The sequence below is a fragment of the Xanthomonas sp. NCPPB 2864 genome (assembly GCF_056675615.1).
This window is the reverse complement of sequence record NZ_JBWWVS010000008.1, coordinates 121,649-138,079: the sequence shown is the minus strand read 5'-3', so window position 1 is coordinate 138,079 and position 16,431 is coordinate 121,649. Positions and strand designations below refer to the sequence as shown.

Genomic DNA, 16,431 nt, shown 5'->3' with positions numbered 1-16,431 from the left:
GGCATGCGTATGCTGAACAGGCATCGGATCAAGCGGACGCTACGCCGGGCTCAAGCGACTGTCAACGCAGCGCCGGCAAGGGCTCGGCGGCGCTTTCACCAGGCGTTAAATTGCCCGCTGGCACTCTCGTTCAGCTTGATTTACGCAGTCAGACGCCCTATTCCTCTTCCACCGCGTAACCCGGACTCGTTGCATGCGCCCGCTGCCCACCTTGCTGACCCTTTCCCTGGCCGCTGCCTTCGGCGGATTTGCCGCCACCGGCATCAACGCCTGGATGGACAACCGCGCCGAGGCCGCACCGGCCGGTGCCTCCACTACCTTTAGCTTGCCCGCGGCCGCCGCGTTGCCGGCCGCCGTCGCCGGGCAACCGGTGCCGTCGCTGGCGCCGATGCTGCAACAGGCGATGCCGGCGGTGGTGAGCGTCAATACCAAGCAAGTGGTGCGCGTGCGCAACCCGTTCTTCAACGACCCGATCCTGCGCCGGCTGTTTCCGCAGGTGCCGCAGGACCGCATCAACGAGTCGCTGGGTTCTGGCGTGATCATCGATGCGCAAAAAGGCTATGTGCTGACCAATCACCACGTCATCGAAAATGCTGACGATGTGCAGGTGACGCTTGGCGACGGGCGCACGGTCAAGGCCGATTTCATCGGCTCCGATGCCGATACCGATATCGCGCTGATCCGCATCAAGGCCGACAACCTTACCGACATCAAGCTGGCCGACAGCAATGCGCTGCGCGTGGGTGACTTCGTGGTGGCGATCGGCAACCCGTTCGGCTTCACCCAGACGGTGACCTCCGGCATCGTCTCGGCAGTGGGCCGCAGCGGTATTCGCGGGCTGGGCTACCAGAATTTCATCCAGACCGATGCCTCGATCAATCCGGGTAACTCCGGCGGTGCGCTGGTCAACCTGCAGGGCCAGTTGGTAGGCATCAATACCGCCAGCTTCAATCCCCAGGGCAGCATGGCCGGCAATATCGGCCTGGGTCTGGCGATCCCCTCCAACCTGGCGCGCAATGTGGTGGAGCAATTGGTGACCAAGGGCGTGGTGGTGCGTGGCACGCTCGGGCTGGAAACCCAGAACCTCACCCAGCAGATGCTGCAGGGCCTGGGTGTGGATTCGTTGCGGGGTGCGCTGGTGACGCGTGTGTTGCCAGGGTCCGCTGCGGCCGCCGCAGGTGTGCAGCCGGGCGATGTGGTGGTGGCGGCAAACGACCAGCGCGTGGACAGTGCAGAAGCGCTGCACAACTATGAAGGCCTGCAGGCGGTTGGTAGCCCGGTCAGGCTGGAGATTCGCCGCGATGGCAAACCGCTCACCCTCACCGCCAAACTGAAAGAGCAGGACCGCGCAGTCACCGGCGACATGCTCGACCCACGCCTGGGCGGCGCCACCTTCGTTGACCTGCCCGAATCGCTGCGGCAGTCCGGCATTACCGGCGTCATGGTCAGCGAGGTCAAACGCGGCGGTCGTGCCGCAGCCAATGGTCTGGTCAGCGGCGATGTGATCGTGGCCAGCAGCGTGGGCGAGTTTGCCGATCTGGCCAGCTGGCGCGCCAATTTCCAGCGCAAGCCGCAGCAACTGGTCGTGCGCATCCTGCGTGGCAACGCGCAATACGACGCGTTGATGCGTTGACGTGGCGTGCACTGCCATCGGCGTGCACTAACACCTCCTACACCGCAGCGATGCTATTGCTGCACCACGCCCGCATGCTGTCGCGGCTGCCATCAATGACCGAAGGAGATATCACATGAGCCCCACCAATACCGACCAGCTGAAAGAAAACCTGAGCGAAGCCGGCACCCACCTGAAGTCTGCCGCCAGCGCCGCAGGCGAAGCCGTCAAGGGCGCCACCAGCGCTGCAGGCGATGAGCTCAAGCTCGGTCGCGCCAACGTCAAGGCTGAGCTTTCCGACACTGCACTGGCCGGCATGGCTGCTGCCGAGTTCGGCGGCGCCGCTGCCAAGGAGCAACTCGACGTGCTGGTCAGCAAGGGCAACGACCTGTTGGAAAGCGCAACCGATCTGATTCGTGAGCGCCCGCTGGCTGCGTTCGGTGTTGCGTTTGCGACCGGCTGGATCATTGCCAAGCTGGCACGCAGCAACGACAACTAAGCCGTGAGCGACCAGGCCTCTACAGCTGCCGCCTCCGACGCGCCCAACGCGCGGCCGGAAACGCCAGGACTGGACGAAAGCGTACGTGCGGTCGGCGCAGCCGGCCGCGCCACGCTGGGCTCGGCCAAGGACACCAGCCGCGCGTTGCGCCGACTGGTGTCGGCCGACTTGCAACTTGCACGCAGTGCCTTCGGGCGTGGACTGGCCTGGGCATGCGTTGCCGTGGTCTTCGGCGCGTCGTCGTGGCTGTTGCTGGCAGGTGCAATCATCGCGCTGCTGCAACGCGCCGGCCTGTCGTGGTTCCAGGCGATGTTTTTCACCGCATTGGCCAGCTTGTTGGTCACCGGTATTGCGGCGTGGCGGGTGTTCTTCTACTTCGACCATACCGGCCTGAATGCAACACGTCGTCAGCTGGTCAAGCTGGGCATCTTCGATGACAGCAACGACGACGACGATGCCCACGCATCGGCTGCCAATGGAGCACGCACATGAAGTTTGGCACCTTGCGTCAGCGCGTCGAACGCGCCGAATTCCTGGTGGAGGGGCGCGCTCAGGAAACGCGCCTGCATTGGGGACAATTGCGTGACACCTGGCGTGCTGGGTGGTCTCCGCTGCGAATCATGGTGGTTGGTTTCGGCCTGGGCTTTGTCACCGGCCGCAACGAACCGCAGGCGGCACTGGGCAGCATCGCCAGCAAGCTCGGCGGTATCCCGAAGATTCTGCAGATGATCAGCACGATCTCTGCACTGTTCACCGCACACCGTGCGCAGGAAGCCTCCGAGCAGGCCGAACGTGCCGCAGACAGTGCCGAAGAAGTCGCCGCCGATCCGCCGGTGACCGTGGTGCAGGCCCCGATCGACCGCGCCGCGTAATGAAGCTTTCCCGAGCGTCGCTCGGGATCACGCTGCGGATGTCTGCCGCCCGATGCGCGGCAGAGCCCGCTACCGGTGCTGTTAAGGACTGACGTTACGCGCACACCCTCTGTGCGCTGCGTTGACGTGTTCGGCTGATAATGGCCCACCGCTGGCAGCACGCCAGTCTGCTGCCAGGGCGCGCATGACTCTTCCCGTCGATTCTATGGATGCTGCCGCTGCGGCAGATTCACTCCCGCCGCCACCGGCACCACGCCCACGCGCACCGGTCTCGTTGGTGGTGCTGGCCACGCTTGCAGTGGGTTATACGCTGTGGGCTGCACAGACCATCATCCTGCCGGTGATGCTGGCCGCCTTCTTTGCCTTGATCGGCAACCCCATCCTGCGCGGTCTGCGCAAGCTGTACATCCCGCGCTTTCTCGGCGCCTTGATGGTGTTGTGCCTGGGCCTGGCCGGTACCGTGACACTGGCCGCGCAGCTGGCCGGGCCGGCCGCCGAGTGGGTGCAGCAGGCGCCCCGGCAGATGCGCCAAATCGCGCGCGACGTGCGCGATTTCACCAAGCCGGTGATGCAGGCCAACCAGGCCGCAGAAAACTTTGCACGCGCGGCCGGCGGCGATGGCCAGCGCAGCGTGCAGATCGTGCGCACGCAGATGGACGACCCCTACAAGGCGCTGGTGCGCACGCCGAAGCTGGCCGCCTCGGTGCTTGCGGTGGTGCTGCTGACGTTCTTCTTCATGGTCTACGGCGAAAGCCTGCAACGGCATGCGATCGCCTTGCTGCCCAACCGACAGCAGCAACGCTTCACCACCGAAATCATGCTGGACATCGAGCGCGAGGTCTCGCGCTACGTGCTCACCATCAGCGTGATCAATACGCTGGTCGGGCTGGTCTTCGCCGGCATTCTGTATGTGCTCAAGATTCCGCTTCCCGAAGCGCTGCTGTGGGGCACGGTGGTGGCGCTGCTCAACTTCGCGCCGTATGTGGGCCCGTTGATCGGTGTGATGCTGATGCTGCTGATGGGCTTTGTGGAATTCCGCACTACCTTGTCGGCGATGCTGCCGGCGATCCTGTACCTGGCACTGCACACCATCGAAGGCCAGGTGGTCACCCCGATCGTGCTCGGCCGCCGTATGGCGATCTCCCCGCTGATGCTGATCCTGGCGCTGATGCTGTTCGGCTGGCTATGGGGCATGGTCGGTTTGCTGCTGGCGGTACCGCTGCTGGTCTGCATCAAGATGGTGCTGAGCCGGGTGGAGGGAATGCAGCGTTGGGCCAGGCTGTTGGAGTAGCCGGGATTGGGGATTCGGCATTGGGGATTGGTAAACGCAACCGCGCAGTTGCCGTTGCCAATCCCCAATCCCGATTCCCCAATCCCAACGCAAGACCGTAAAATCTGGCGATGAGCTTCCAAATCAGCGCCATCACCCTCGACCTCGACGATACGTTGTGGCCCTTTGCGCCGATCGGGGCGCGGATCGACCAGGTGTTGTACGACTGGATGCGCGAGCACAGCCCGGTCACCGCCGAGCGGTTTCCGGTAGAGGCAATGCGCGAACTGCGCGAGCGCAGCTTTGCCGACAACCCGCACCTGCATCATGACCTCAGCGCGCTGCGGCGGTTGACGCTGGAAATGGCGCTGCGCGAGAGCGGCGGCGACCTGGCCTTGCTGGAGCCTGCGTACGACGTCTTCTACGCCGCGCGCAACCAGGTGGAGTGCTACCCGGATGCGCTGGACGCGCTGGCGCGTATCGCCGCGCATGTGCCGGTGGCGGCGCTCAGCAATGGCAATGCCGATCTGCAACGCATCGGGCTGATGCATCACTTCGCGTTTCAGCTGGGCTCGCGCGAGCACGGCAGCGCCAAGCCGGATCCGAGCATCTTCCTGGCCGCATGCGCGCGGCTGGAGGTGCCGCCGGCGCAGGTGCTGCATGTGGGCGACCACGTGCGCATGGACGTGCTGGGCGCGCTGGATGCCGGGCTGCGCGCCTGCTGGATCAACCGTGATGGAGTGCAGTGGTCGCACCCGACCCAGCAACCGGATCTGGAGTTCGACTCCATGACCGGGCTGGCCGACTGGCTGGACGCGCAGCAGCCGCACCCTGACCCCGCACACGCCGGCATCCGCCTTCCCGCCTGAGCCACTTTTTGCTCGGCGCATGGCGCCGCCTCCGAGGATTTCCATGTCGCAGCTCACCGGTTTCATCGATCCCAACGCCGCAGCCTTGCCGCTGCATGTGCTCGACCGCGAAGGCTTTGCACGTTGGTGCGCCGAGCAGCCCACGCACGTGCTGTCGTGGGCACAGGCGCAACGGTTCGATGCCGCGCCGGGCAGCGTGCTGTTGCTGCCGGGCGAACAGGGGCTGGCCGGCGCGGTGCTGGGCATCGGCGACCGCGCCGATGCCTACGCCTACGCGCATGCACCGATGGCGCTGCCGCCGGCCAGCCGCTGGATGCTGGCCAACACGCTGAGCGAGAGCGAGCAGGCGCTGCTGCACCTGGGCTGGGGCCTGGGTGCGTACCGCTTCTCGCGCTACCGCAAGGTACCGCGCGCACCGGCCGAACTGGCCGCCACGCCGACACCGCAGACACGCGCCTTGATCGAGGCCTGCATCCGCGTGCGCGACTGGGTCAATACGCCGACCGAGGACATGGGCCCGCAGCATCTGGAAGAGGCCACGCGCGCACTGGCGCAAACGCACGGCGCCCAGGTCGACGCCATCGTTGGCGAGCAATTGCTGGCGCAGAACTTCCCCACCATCCACGCGGTCGGGCGCGCCTCGCACCGGGCGCCGCGGCTGATCCAGTTGCAATGGGGCGATGCGGCGCATCCGCATCTGGTGCTGGTTGGTAAGGGCGTGTGCTTTGACACCGGCGGGCTGGATCTGAAGCCGGCCGATGGCATGCGCAACATGAAAAAGGATATGGGCGGCGCGGCACATGCCTTGGCGCTGGCCGGCCTGGTGATGGCGCAGCAGCTGCCGGTACGACTGACCCTGTTGATTGCCGCGGTGGAAAACGCTGTCGGCCCGGATGCGTTCCGCCCGGGCGAAGTCATCACCACCCGCGCCGGCGTCACGGTGGAAGTGGACAACACCGATGCCGAAGGCCGCCTGGTGCTGTGCGATGCACTGAGCTACGCCACCGAGCAGCGCCCCGATCTGATCCTGGATTTCGCAACGCTGACCGGTGCCGCACGCATCGCCTTGGGGCCGGACCTGCCCGCGCTGTTCGCCAACGACGATGCGCTGGCGCAGGCCTGGCTGCGTGCCGGCGAGCAGACCCGCGACCCGGTCTGGCGCATGCCGCTGTGGCGCCCGTATCTGCGTTACCTCAACAGCCACGTCGCCGACATGGCCAACGCCGGCTCGCGCATGGCCGGTGCGGTCACCGCCGCGCTGTACCTGGAGCGCTTTGTCGCGCCGGGCCAGCTGTGGGCGCATCTGGACGTGTATGCCTGGAACGACAGCGACCGCCCCGGCCGCCCGGCAGGCGGCGAGGCGCTGGCGCTGCGCTCGGCCTTTGCGATGCTCCAGCAACGCTACGGCGGCTGAGCTCGCCGCGCACGCAACGCATGCGGGCCATCAGCATGCGCCTCAAGTCGCGCCGGTCATCCCTGGCTGCGCAGCAACGGCGCGATCGTGCGCATGCGTGTCTGCGTCGCCGGGCCGACCAGCGCAAACGCGGTCTCGCCTTCGGCCCAGTACTGCGCCAGTAGACGGCCATCGCGCCGTTCGCCGGTGGGCATCGGCCCGCTGCGTGGACGCAGATACAGGCCGATACGCGCGCCGTCGGCATCGCTGTAGACCAGCATCGCTGCCGCGCCTTCGGGTGTGGAAAGCAACTGCCCGCCGCGCAGCACATAGCCCTGCGCACGCAGATCCGGCACCACACCGGCATTGCCGAAATGCGTGCGCAACCACGGCTCCAATTCCGTACGGCGCTGCACCTCCAACGCAACGCCCGGATGCGCGTCGACATCGGCAAACAGGCGGTAGGCGGCCACTGCATCAGCCATCGGCACGCGCTGAATGGCGAGCCGGCTCTCGCGCAACTGCCAGCCCAGCCCGGTGCCCAGGCCCAGCGCCAGCACGCAACTGGCGGCCATGGCCACCAGGGTCCGGCGGCGTTGCTGCAGGCCACGGCGAATCGCTGCAGGCGTCAGCGCCAGCGTGGCCATCTCCGGCTCCAGGCCGGCGTGCGCGGCGCGCAGCGCTTCGGCATCGCGTTTCCAGCCGGCCACGCGCGCGGCCTGCGCCGGGTGCGCCTGCAACCAGGCGGCCACCGCTGCCCGTTGCGCCGGCTCCAGCCGGCCATCGACATAGGCGTGCAGTGCGTGTTCGTCAGGCGGCGGCGTGCTGGTCATTTCAGGATCCTCAATGCAGGTGCGTGGTTCACATGCCCCTCGTTCAATGCACGCAGGCGTTCGCGCGCACGCGACAGCCGCGACATCACCGTGCCGATCGGGATGCCGAGAGTGTCGGCCACCTCGCGGTAACTGAAACCCTCCACGCTGACCAGGAGCAGCAAGGCGCGCTGTTCCGGCGGCAGCAACGCCAGGCTGGCCAGCATGGCGCGGCCGTCGTGCACCTGCTCGGCCGATGCGGACTGGCTGGGCTGCTGCGGTGCGAACAAGCCCACCACGCGCTGCCAGCGCGCGGCGCGGCGCTGCCCGTCCAGAAACTGCCGGTACAGGATGGCGAACAGCCACGGCTGCAGGGCCTCGGCGGTATGGCGGGTGCGCCAACGCCGCAGCGCACGTTCCAGCGTGGCCTGCACCAGGTCGTCGGCGCTGGCGGGCTCGCCGCTCAGCGAGCGCGCGAAGCGACGCAGCGCCGGCAGCACAGCACGCAGTTGGTCATCGTCCAGAGCATCCATCGGCAGGTTTGGTGGTGGCATCACAAAGTAGACGCGCTGGAGCGTGGACTATTCCCAAGTTCGATGCGCGTGCCACAACGCCTGGGCGATCACGGGAATAAGTCGGCCTGCACGTCGTCTCACTGCATCGACCACTCACCGCACCGACCCCTGGAGCCAGCCATGACCTTGCCACCTCCTTCCCCACCGCCACAGCATGGACGCGTTCGCGTGGCGCCCTTGCTGGGGATCGCCGCGATTGCCGGCGGCCTGGCGGTTGCGTTCGCCTGGACCGCCGGCTGGATCGGTGGCGACCGGCTGACCGCCGCGCGCATGACCGACACCATCGAGGCCAGCGGGCCGCCGCATCCGGGCTTTCGCCGCGCACATACCAAGGGCGTGTGTGTGAGCGGGGACTTCAAGTCCAGCGGCAAGGCCACCTGGCTGTCGTCGGCACGCATCTTCAGCCAGGCCAGTACGCCGGTACTCGGGCGCCTGTCGATCGGCGGCGGCGACCCGCATGGCGCCGATGGTGCGGCACGCGTACGCAGCATGGCATTGCTGTTGCGCAGCGACGACGGGCAGGAATGGCGCACCGCGATGAACAGTTTTCCGTTCTTCGTGGTGGCCACGCCGGCCGGTTTCCAGGCATTGAACGTGGCATCGCGGCCGGACCCGGCTACCGGCAAGCCAGATCCGGCCAAGCTGGCCGCGTTCGGCAAGCAGTATCCGGAAGCGGCCAAGTTCCAGCAGTGGGCCAAGACCGCACCGTGGTCCAACAGCTGGGCCAATACGCAATACAACGGGGTCAATGCGTTCCGCGCGATTGCCGCCGATGGACGCGAGCGCTACATCCGCTGGTCGATGCGTCCGCATACCCCGTTCCAGGAGCTCAGCGCCGAACAGCGCGCGCAGGCCGATGGCGATTTTCTCGCCACCGATCTGGACACGCGCCTGGCGCAGGGGCCGCTGCGTTGGGACCTGGTGCTGACCATGGCCGAGCCGGGCGATGCGGTGGACGATCCCTCGCAGCCATGGCCGGAAAGCCGCAAGCAGATCGTCGCCGGCACGGTATCGATCGATCATGCCGAGCCGCAGGCCACCGGCCCGTGCCGCGACCTGAATTACGACCCGCTGATCCTGCCCAAGGGCATTGCCGGATCCAACGACCCGATCCTGGCGGCGCGCTCGTCGGTGTATTCGCAATCGTTCAACCGGCGCGAGCATGAGATCGCCAATGGCACAGGCAGCGCCGCCACCGGCCAGGGAGCACGCCAATGAGCAGCCATACCCACTTCAATCTGCCCGCACGCGTGCTGCACTGGTTGATGGCCGCGATGATCCTGACCATGCTGTTCGTCGGCGTGGGCATGGTGGCTTCGGTGACGCAGCGGCCGTGGTTGATCGATCTGCATCGCCCCTTGGGCATTGCGATCCTGATCCTTGCGGTGCTGCGCCTGATCAATCGCCTGCGCAACCGCCCGCCACCGCTGCCGGCCGACCTGCCGGCCTGGCAGAAGGCCGCGGCGACCGCTTCGCACTGGTTGTTGTATGCGCTGATGCTGGGCATGCCGTTGATCGGCTGGGCGATGCTGTCGGCCGGCGCTTATCCGATCGTGCTATGGCCGGGCGCGAACCTGCCGGCGATCGCGCCGCACGATCCTGCGCTGTACGCCTGGTTGCGGAGCGCGCACGGCTGGTTGGCGTACCTGTTGTTCGCCACCGTGCTGGGGCATCTGAGCGCGGCGCTGTTCCATGCCTGGGTGCGCCGCGATGGCGTGTTTTCCAGCATGGCGCGTGGCGAGCGGTCTGCGCGTTGATGGATGGCTGCTGGCTCCCTTCTCCCGCCGGGAGAAGGTGCCCCGCAAGGACGGATGCGGGTGCGGGCGAAGCATCGGGTTGACCGCCATCTGGAGTGGCGTTGCCGCGCACCCTCACCCCTCTCCCGGCGGGAGAGGGGCTAGGATTTAACGCTGGCGTTTTGTCTTGGCCGCTGGCGCGGATGCTTGGATGCCCTTGCCGGTGGCGGCCCAGTAAATCCCGCCGTACAGATGCTCAAGATAACGTGGGTCGTTGTAGGCCTCGGCCAGGTGGCCGAGCGCGGTGGCGAACACGCGGCCGCCTTCGAAATGGTGGTACCAGGCCACCGGGTGCTGCTTGCCCATGCCCTTGGCGACCTGGCCCGGCCAGATCAGCGTGGGGTCGTAGCTGGTTTCGTCCACCGTCATCAGCGTGACCAGGTCGTCGCTGTACGGCGGATCGTATTCGTACCATTCGTCGGTCCACACCCAGCGCGCGGGCAGGCCGGCAGTGGCCGGGAAGTTGGCGTCCACCACGTCGACCATCGCGGTCTGCATGTACGGATGGGTGCGGAACGAGCGGCCGATCAGATGGTCGTACCACTCCCACTCGCCGCGCTTGATCGCAAACGCCTTGTGCACCGCCACCACGCCGCCGCCGTTGCGCACGTAGGCCTGAAAGTTCGCACGCTGCGTGGGATCCAGATCGGTGGCCGGCGTATTGAGCAGCACGATTGCCGCGTATTGCGATAGATCGCCATCGAAGGCCTTGGCATTCCACGCCCACACCAACTCGACATAATGCTTGCGCGCCATCGCTTCGAATTGCGGCTTGGCGACCGGGATATAGTCGTGGTGATACTGGTTGGGAATCGCCGCCACCAGGATCTTGAACTGCTCGGCAGACGCGTTGAATGCGCACACCATCAGCAGGCCCAACAGCCACAGGGATTTCATGCCGTTCGCTCGCAGGGATCGTTCTGGCCCGGCAGTGTACCCGCGCCTGCGCGGCATGCTTTTCGCGTTATTTGGAATAGCGGCAGGCAGCAATGCACAACGGATACGCGGCGCAGCATGCCATCCATTGCTGCGCTCGCTGATAGCGCAACGCGTCTGCGTCACCGCGTCACAGCCAGCCTTTCTGCCGCGCCAGCCGATACGCTTCGATGCGATTGGCCACGCCCAGCTTGCCGATGCATTCGGACAGGTAATTGCGCACCGTGCCATGCGACAACTGCAATTGCTGCGCGATCTCGCTGGCCGTGCGGCCTTCGCCGGCCAGCCGCAACACCGTGCGCTCGCGTTCGCTCAAGGGATCGGCTTCGACCCAGGCGTCCAGCGCCAGTTGTGGGTCGATCACCCGCCCGCCACGCTGCACCTGACGCAGGGCGCCGACCAGTTGTTCGGCCGGCGCGTCCTTGAGCAGATACGCCGCCACACCGGCATCCAGCGCGCGGCGTAGAAATCCCGGGCGGGCGAAGGTGGTGACGATCATCACCCGCAGCGGCAGCGCCTGGCGCTGGATGCGCTGGGCCAGCTCCAGGCCGGTCAGGCCAGGCATTTCGATATCGGTGATCAGCACGTCCGGCTGCAGTCGTTGCAGCTCGCGCCAGGCAGTTTCGCCATCGCCTGCGCTGCCGACCACCTCGATATCGTCTTCCAGCCCAAGCAAGGCGACCAACGCGCCACGCAGCAGCGCCTGGTCTTCGGCCAACAACACCCGGATCATCGCGCGCGCTCATATGCAGACAACGGTGGCGCACGATAGCAGCGCTTGGGCCCGCCGTGCATTGCGTGCAATGCGGTGGACGTGTGCGCGATCAGCGCGACGGTGGCAGCAGCGGCACCGGCAAGGGCGGCTGCGCCGTCGCCAGCGTGGGCTGCGGCAACGGCACGCTGGCGCGCAGGCGCATGCCGCGCGGCAGCGCTTCCACTTCCAGCGCGCCGCCCAGGCCGTGCAGGCGTGTGCGCATGCCGTCCAGGCCATTGCCGGGCACGATCACCCCGCCACGCCCATCGTCGCTGATGTCCAGCACCGCCTGCTCGCCCTGCGCGCGCAGGCTCACGCGCATCCGCCTGGCCTGCGCATGCCGTTGCACATTGGTGGCCGCTTCGCGCACCACCAGTGCCAGTGCGGTTTCGTGTTCGGGCGGCAAGGCCAGCGTTTCCAGTGCGTGTTCCAGCACGATGCCGTCCATCTCCAGCAGTACCCGCGCCGACGCCAGCTCGGCCACCAGCCCGGCGGCGCGAATGCCGGTAACCGCACGCCGCACCTGCGCCAGGGCATCGCGCGAAATCTGCGCCACCGCATCGATCTCGCCGCGCGCGGCCTGCGGATCGCGCGCGATCAGGCGCGCGGCCAGATCGGACTTGAGTGCCACCAGCGACAAGGTGTGGCCGAGCAGATCGTGCAGGTCGCGGCCGATGCGTTCGCGCTCGGCGGTGGCGGCCAGCCGGCGCACTTCGTCCTGCGACAGGCGCAGCAACGCGTCCTTGCGTTCGTTGATGCTGTACACCGCACCGACACCGGCCATGCCCAGCACCGACACCGGCAGCCACACCAGCGATTGCAGGCGCATTCCCAGCCAGTGCGCCCAGCCCAGGTAGAGCACGTTCATCACCACCAGCATCGCGAAGTGCCGCCACAGGGCCTGCCGTGTGGACGGGGGCAGGCTCAGGCAGGCGAAGACGAAATAGCTGATCCCCGAGGGATACACCGGCAGCAACGCGGCGCTGAGCACACCCATCGCCCAGGCATAGCGATACAGGGTGCCGCGCGGCGCCAGCAACATGCGCGCATACAGCAGCAGGAAGACCGGATACGACAGCAAGGTGCACAGCAGCCAGGTGCTGTCGTACCCCCGCGAGGAAAACACCGGCACCACGAACACCCAGCTCGACCACAGCAGATGCACACCATCCATCCACGGCGACTGGCCCTGCGCCAGCCGCGCGGCAACCTGCGAATTGGCGGCGGGGCGAAGCCAGGCGGGTAACGACACGCGCATCGGGGTGGGTCCATGTGGGTGATCGGATTCTGCCACTGCCGGGCCCGACCGGGCGCCCGATGCTGCAGCCTCGCCCATCCTGAGGGGCGCGGCCAGTTGCCACTGTCATGCACGGCAGGTGACAGCTGTCACTGGTGGATGCCGCCATCGCGGTCGCATGCTGCGCAGCACCTGGCAGCAGCGTTGGTCGCGCTACCGTTCGTCGCCGCGATCGCATTGGTGACTTCCGGCAGCTTGCGGCGCCGCCTGCGGCCGGTCACATTTCGCGCAGCATCCCGTCCTGGTCATCGATGAATACTTCCGCCGATCTGCTCAAGCAACTCCGCATCGACCGCCAGCGTCCTGCCGCCCCCGAACCTGCACGGCGCGGCGGCTGGGTCATCGCCGCCATGATCGTCATCGTGCTGCTGGCGGCCGCGGCGTGGTGGTTCACCCGCCGCCCGGTGGCGAAGGTACAGACCGCAGCGGTGGTGGCGATCAGCGCCGGCAGCAGCAGTGCCTCGGTGCTGGACGCATCGGGCTACGTGGTGGCGCGGCGCATGGCCACGGTGTCGGCGCAGGTCACCGGCAAGGTGCGCGAGGTGATGATCGAAGAAGGCATGAGCGTCGAACAAGGCCAGGTGATGGCCACGCTGGACCCGCTGGATGCCGATGCGCAGCGCACGCTGTCGGCATCGCAGCTGTCGGCCGCACGCAGCCAGGTCGACAACATGCAGGCGCAACTGGCAGTGGCCAATGCCGATGCGGCGCGGCTGCAATCGTTGGTCGGTGCGCAACTGGTGTCGCGCTCGCAGTACGAGCAGGCCACCGCACAGCGCGATGCCTTGCGCGCACAGCTGCAGAATGCGCAACGCAATGTGCGCGTGGCATCGGACCAGCTGGCGATCTCGGCAATCCGCTCGGACTTCAACGTGGTGCGTGCGCCGTTTGCCGGCGTGGTCACCGCCAAGGCCGCGCAGCCCGGCGAAATCGTCTCGCCGCTGTCGGCCGGCGGCGGCTTCACCCGCACCGGTATCGGCACCATCGTGGACATGGAATCGCTGGAGATCGAAGTGGAAGTGGGCGAGTCCTACATCGGCCGCGTGCAGCCGAAGATGCCGGTGGAAGCGGTGCTCAACGCGTATCCGGAATGGAAGATTCCCGGCGAGGTGATCGCCATCATTCCCACGGCCGACCGCGGCAAGGCCACGGTGAAGGTGCGCGTGGCGCTCAAGCTCAAGGACCCGCGCATCGTGCCGGAGATGGGCGTGCGGGTGAGCTTTCTGGAGCGGGCCAATACGCAGGAGGCCAGCAAGCCGCAAGGCGTGCGCGTGCCGGCTGCGGCACTGGTCGAACGCGACACGCGCACGGTCGCGTTCGTGGTCGGCGAGCGCAACACCGTCAGCATGAAGACGGTCACTCCCGGGATGGTGATGGGCGAGGACCGCCAGGTGGTGTCGGGTTTGAGTGCGGGCGACACTGTGGTGCTGGATCCGCCGCAAGGCCTGAAAGACGGCGACACGGTGGCCGAAGCCGACGCGGCCGCTGCCGAGTAACTGCGCCGGTCACTGCAGTCACCAGCTGGGCAGCGACGCCGCTCCGGGGAGCGCGGCGCCCACGGTGGCGGCAATGGCTGATGCGGTCGTGGCACCTGGATGGCGCTGCGATCGCGCAAGGCGATGCAACCACATAGCAACGATCACAGCGGCGTTGGTGATCCACAGCCAGCGGCTGTCATCGGTCAGTGCAGACCTAGCCGCCTGGCTTGTCGCCGCCATGCGTCGTCGCGCACGTCACCCAGCAGTTGCGTCTGTCGTCATCCAGCCTCGCACCGTCTTGCCGCCTCACCGTCACCGCATCGCCGTGTTGCCGCCTCATGCAATCGCGGTCGCCATGCCGCATCGCGCTTGCCTCTTTCCATTGCACCGCCAGGAGTCGCCATGACCGCTCTCGTCAGCTTGCGCAACATCACCAAGACCTACCAACGCGGCCCCGAGCAGGTGCAGGTGCTGCACGGCATCGACCTGGAAATCGCCAGTGGCGACTTCGTCGCGTTGATGGGTCCGTCCGGCTCGGGCAAGACCACCTTGCTCAATCTGATCGGCGGGCTGGACAACCCCAGCGGTGGCGAGATCGAGATCCAGGGCGAGCGCATCGACCGCATGAGCGGCGGCCAGCTCGCGACCTGGCGCAGTCACCACGTCGGCTTCGTGTTCCAGTTCTACAACCTGATGCCGATGCTCACCGCGCAAAAGAACGTGGAGCTGCCGTTGCTGCTCACCGCGCTCAACGCCGCGCAACGCAAGCGCAATGCGGAAATCGCCCTGACCCTGGTCGGCCTGCAGGAACGCCGCAACCACAAGCCCAGCGAACTGTCCGGCGGCCAGCAGCAGCGCGTGGCGATTGCACGCGCGATCGTGTCCGACCCCACCTTCCTGATCTGCGACGAACCCACCGGCGATCTGGACCGCCATAACGCCGAGGAGATCCTGCGCCTGCTGCAGGAACTCAATCGCGAACACGGCAAGACCATCGTGATGGTGACCCACGACCCCAAGGCCGCCGAGTACGCTACCCATACCATCCATCTGGACAAGGGCGAGCTGGCCGATGCGCCGCTCGTGCTCTAAGGGAGTGCTGCCATGAAGTATCTCTGGCTGGTGTGGGCGCAGTTGTTCCGCAGCAAGACCCGCACCTTGTTGACCTTGCTGTCGGTGGTGGCGGCGTTCCTGCTGTTCGGCATGCTCGATTCGGTGCGCGTGGCCTTCACTTCCGGCGGCAGCGTCAGCGGCGTGAACCGCCTGGTGGTGGCCTCGCGCCTGTCGATCACCCAATCGCTGCCGATCAGCCTGGAGCCGCAGATCCGCAGCGTGCCGGGCGTGCGCGATGTGACCTCGGCGATGTGGTTCGGCGGCATCTACCGCGACCCGAAGAATTTCTTCCCGAACTTTTCGGTAGCGCCCAATTTTTTCGACGTCTACAGCGAGTACGAGCTGCCCAAGGAACAGCTCAAGGCGTTCCAGACCACGCGCACCGGCGCCATCGTCGGCGAGACCCTGGCCAAGGCCAATGGCTGGAAGATCGGCGACACCATTCCGCTGCAGGCCACCATCTTCCCGCGTGGCGGCAGCAACGACTGGCCGCTGCAACTGGTGGGCATCTTCCGCATGAAGGACCGCGCGGTGGCAGCCAACCAGGAACGCCAGTTGATGATGAACTGGAAATACTTCGACGAGTCCAACGACTACATCAAGAGCAGGGTCAGCTGGTACACGGTGACGTTGCGCAACGCCGACCAGGCCTCGCGTGTGGCGCAGGCGATAGACGCGTTGTCGGCCAACTCCGATCATGAAACCAAGTCGCAGACCGAATCGGCGTTCCAGCAGGCCTTCATCAAACAGTTCGCCGATATCGGCCTGATCGTCACCTCGATCATGGCCGCGGTGTTCTTCACCTTGCTGCTGCTGACCGGCAACACCATGGCGCAGGCGGTGCGCGAGCGCATACCGGAGCTGGCCACGCTCAAGACGCTGGGCTTTCAGGACCGCACCGTGTTGAGTCTGGTGATGGTGGAGTCGGTGCTGTTGATCGGCCTGGGCGGGTTGATCGGCATGGGTCTGGCATCGCTGGTGATCCCGCTGGTGGCCGCACGCAGCGGCGGGGTGATGCCGGTGCAGGGCGTGCCAATGCAGACCTGGTTGGTCGGGCTGGGCCTGATGGCCGGCATCGGCATCGTGGTGGGTGTGCTGCCGGCGCGACGCGCGCAGCGCTTGAAGATCGTCGATGCCCTCGCCGGCCGCTGACAG

At 66.7% G+C, this 16,431-nt stretch carries 17 protein-coding genes; 12 read left to right on the top strand and 5 right to left on the bottom strand.

Annotation, left to right across the window (positions count from 1 at the left end; translation table 11 throughout):
• Nucleotides 1-193: 193 nt before the first annotated feature.
• From AC1KVE_RS16515 to AC1KVE_RS16485, 7 genes are all read left to right on the top strand, one after another.
• Nucleotides 194-1,633, top strand: coding sequence for a Do family serine endopeptidase (locus tag AC1KVE_RS16515; protein WP_046344874.1), 1,440 nt, complete (start codon nt 194-196; stop codon nt 1,631-1,633).
• 115 nt (nt 1,634-1,748) lie between these two features.
• On the top strand, nt 1,749-2,111 hold the full coding sequence (locus AC1KVE_RS16510) for a hypothetical protein (protein WP_102251076.1): 363 nt from the start codon (nt 1,749-1,751) through the stop codon (nt 2,109-2,111).
• 3 nt (nt 2,112-2,114) lie between these two features.
• Nucleotides 2,115-2,603 carry a hypothetical protein gene (locus AC1KVE_RS16505; protein ID WP_054591248.1) on the top strand — a complete coding sequence of 163 codons (489 nt, stop codon included), beginning with the start codon at nt 2,115-2,117 and terminating at the stop codon, nt 2,601-2,603.
• The gene (locus tag AC1KVE_RS16500) at nt 2,600-2,983 is read left to right on the top strand and encodes a hypothetical protein (RefSeq protein WP_054591247.1); all 384 of its coding nucleotides are present in this window, start codon (nt 2,600-2,602) and stop codon (nt 2,981-2,983) included. Before AC1KVE_RS16505 ends, AC1KVE_RS16500 begins: the two co-directional genes overlap by 4 nt.
• A 184-nt stretch (nt 2,984-3,167) precedes the next feature.
• Nucleotides 3,168-4,274 carry an AI-2E family transporter gene (locus tag AC1KVE_RS16495; RefSeq protein WP_024939693.1) on the top strand — a complete coding sequence of 369 codons (1,107 nt, stop codon included), beginning with the start codon at nt 3,168-3,170 and terminating at the stop codon, nt 4,272-4,274.
• Nucleotides 4,275-4,384: 110 nt separating this feature from the next.
• Entirely contained in the window at nt 4,385-5,122 is a 738-nt protein-coding gene (locus tag AC1KVE_RS16490) for an HAD family hydrolase (RefSeq protein ID WP_184458433.1), read from the top strand.
• A 43-nt stretch (nt 5,123-5,165) separates the two neighbouring features.
• Complete coding sequence (locus AC1KVE_RS16485; protein ID WP_046344885.1) at nt 5,166-6,536, top strand: leucyl aminopeptidase family protein; 1,371 nt, start codon at nt 5,166-5,168, stop codon at nt 6,534-6,536.
• A 56-nt stretch (nt 6,537-6,592) separates the two neighbouring features.
• On the opposite strand, the gene AC1KVE_RS16480 is transcribed toward AC1KVE_RS16485, so the two are convergent.
• Nucleotides 6,593-7,348, bottom strand: coding sequence for an anti-sigma factor family protein (locus AC1KVE_RS16480; protein ID WP_102251080.1), 756 nt, complete (start codon nt 7,346-7,348; stop codon nt 6,593-6,595).
• Entirely contained in the window at nt 7,345-7,860 is a 516-nt protein-coding gene (locus tag AC1KVE_RS16475; RefSeq protein WP_184458431.1) for an RNA polymerase sigma factor, read from the bottom strand. The genes AC1KVE_RS16480 and AC1KVE_RS16475 overlap by 4 nt, the downstream gene beginning before the upstream one ends.
• Nucleotides 7,861-8,022: 162 nt before the next feature.
• Here AC1KVE_RS16475 and AC1KVE_RS16470 point away from each other — a divergent pair, with 162 nt between their 5' ends.
• Together AC1KVE_RS16470 and AC1KVE_RS16465 are read left to right on the top strand one after the other, a co-directional pair.
• The gene (locus tag AC1KVE_RS16470) at nt 8,023-9,120 is read left to right on the top strand and encodes a catalase family peroxidase (RefSeq protein ID WP_184458429.1); all 1,098 of its coding nucleotides are present in this window, start codon (nt 8,023-8,025) and stop codon (nt 9,118-9,120) included.
• Nucleotides 9,117-9,659: a cytochrome b gene (locus tag AC1KVE_RS16465; RefSeq protein ID WP_016902642.1), complete on the top strand. Its 543-nt coding sequence runs from the start codon at nt 9,117-9,119 to the stop codon at nt 9,657-9,659. The genes AC1KVE_RS16470 and AC1KVE_RS16465 overlap by 4 nt, the downstream gene beginning before the upstream one ends.
• A 147-nt stretch (nt 9,660-9,806) precedes the next feature.
• Here the strand turns inward: AC1KVE_RS16465 and AC1KVE_RS16460 are convergent, their stop codons facing one another.
• The 3 genes from AC1KVE_RS16460 to AC1KVE_RS16450 all read right to left on the bottom strand — a co-directional run bounded on the left by AC1KVE_RS16460 (nt 9,807) and on the right by AC1KVE_RS16450 (nt 12,646).
• A complete protein-coding gene (locus tag AC1KVE_RS16460) occupies nt 9,807-10,595 on the bottom strand; it encodes a ThuA domain-containing protein (RefSeq protein ID WP_184381515.1) in 789 nt (262 codons plus the stop codon).
• 169 nt (nt 10,596-10,764) lie between these two features.
• Nucleotides 10,765-11,367, bottom strand: a complete 603-nt coding sequence (locus tag AC1KVE_RS16455) for a response regulator transcription factor (RefSeq protein ID WP_184458427.1) — start codon at nt 11,365-11,367, stop codon at nt 10,765-10,767.
• Nucleotides 11,368-11,458: 91 nt separating this feature from the next.
• Nucleotides 11,459-12,646, bottom strand: a complete 1,188-nt coding sequence (locus AC1KVE_RS16450) for a sensor histidine kinase (RefSeq protein ID WP_065033469.1) — start codon at nt 12,644-12,646, stop codon at nt 11,459-11,461.
• Nucleotides 12,647-12,936: 290 nt separating this feature from the next.
• Here AC1KVE_RS16450 and AC1KVE_RS16445 point away from each other — a divergent pair, with 290 nt between their 5' ends.
• The 3 genes from AC1KVE_RS16445 (at nt 12,937) to AC1KVE_RS16435 (ending at nt 16,428) form a co-directional block, all read left to right on the top strand.
• The gene (locus AC1KVE_RS16445) at nt 12,937-14,181 is read left to right on the top strand and encodes an efflux RND transporter periplasmic adaptor subunit (protein ID WP_481093077.1); all 1,245 of its coding nucleotides are present in this window, start codon (nt 12,937-12,939) and stop codon (nt 14,179-14,181) included.
• A gap of 384 nt (nt 14,182-14,565) precedes the next feature.
• Entirely contained in the window at nt 14,566-15,255 is a 690-nt protein-coding gene (locus AC1KVE_RS16440; RefSeq protein WP_024939051.1) for an ABC transporter ATP-binding protein, read from the top strand.
• Nucleotides 15,256-15,267: 12 nt separating this feature from the next.
• Nucleotides 15,268-16,428, top strand: coding sequence for an ABC transporter permease (locus tag AC1KVE_RS16435; RefSeq protein ID WP_481092645.1), 1,161 nt, complete (start codon nt 15,268-15,270; stop codon nt 16,426-16,428).
• Nucleotides 16,429-16,431 lie beyond the last annotated feature (3 nt).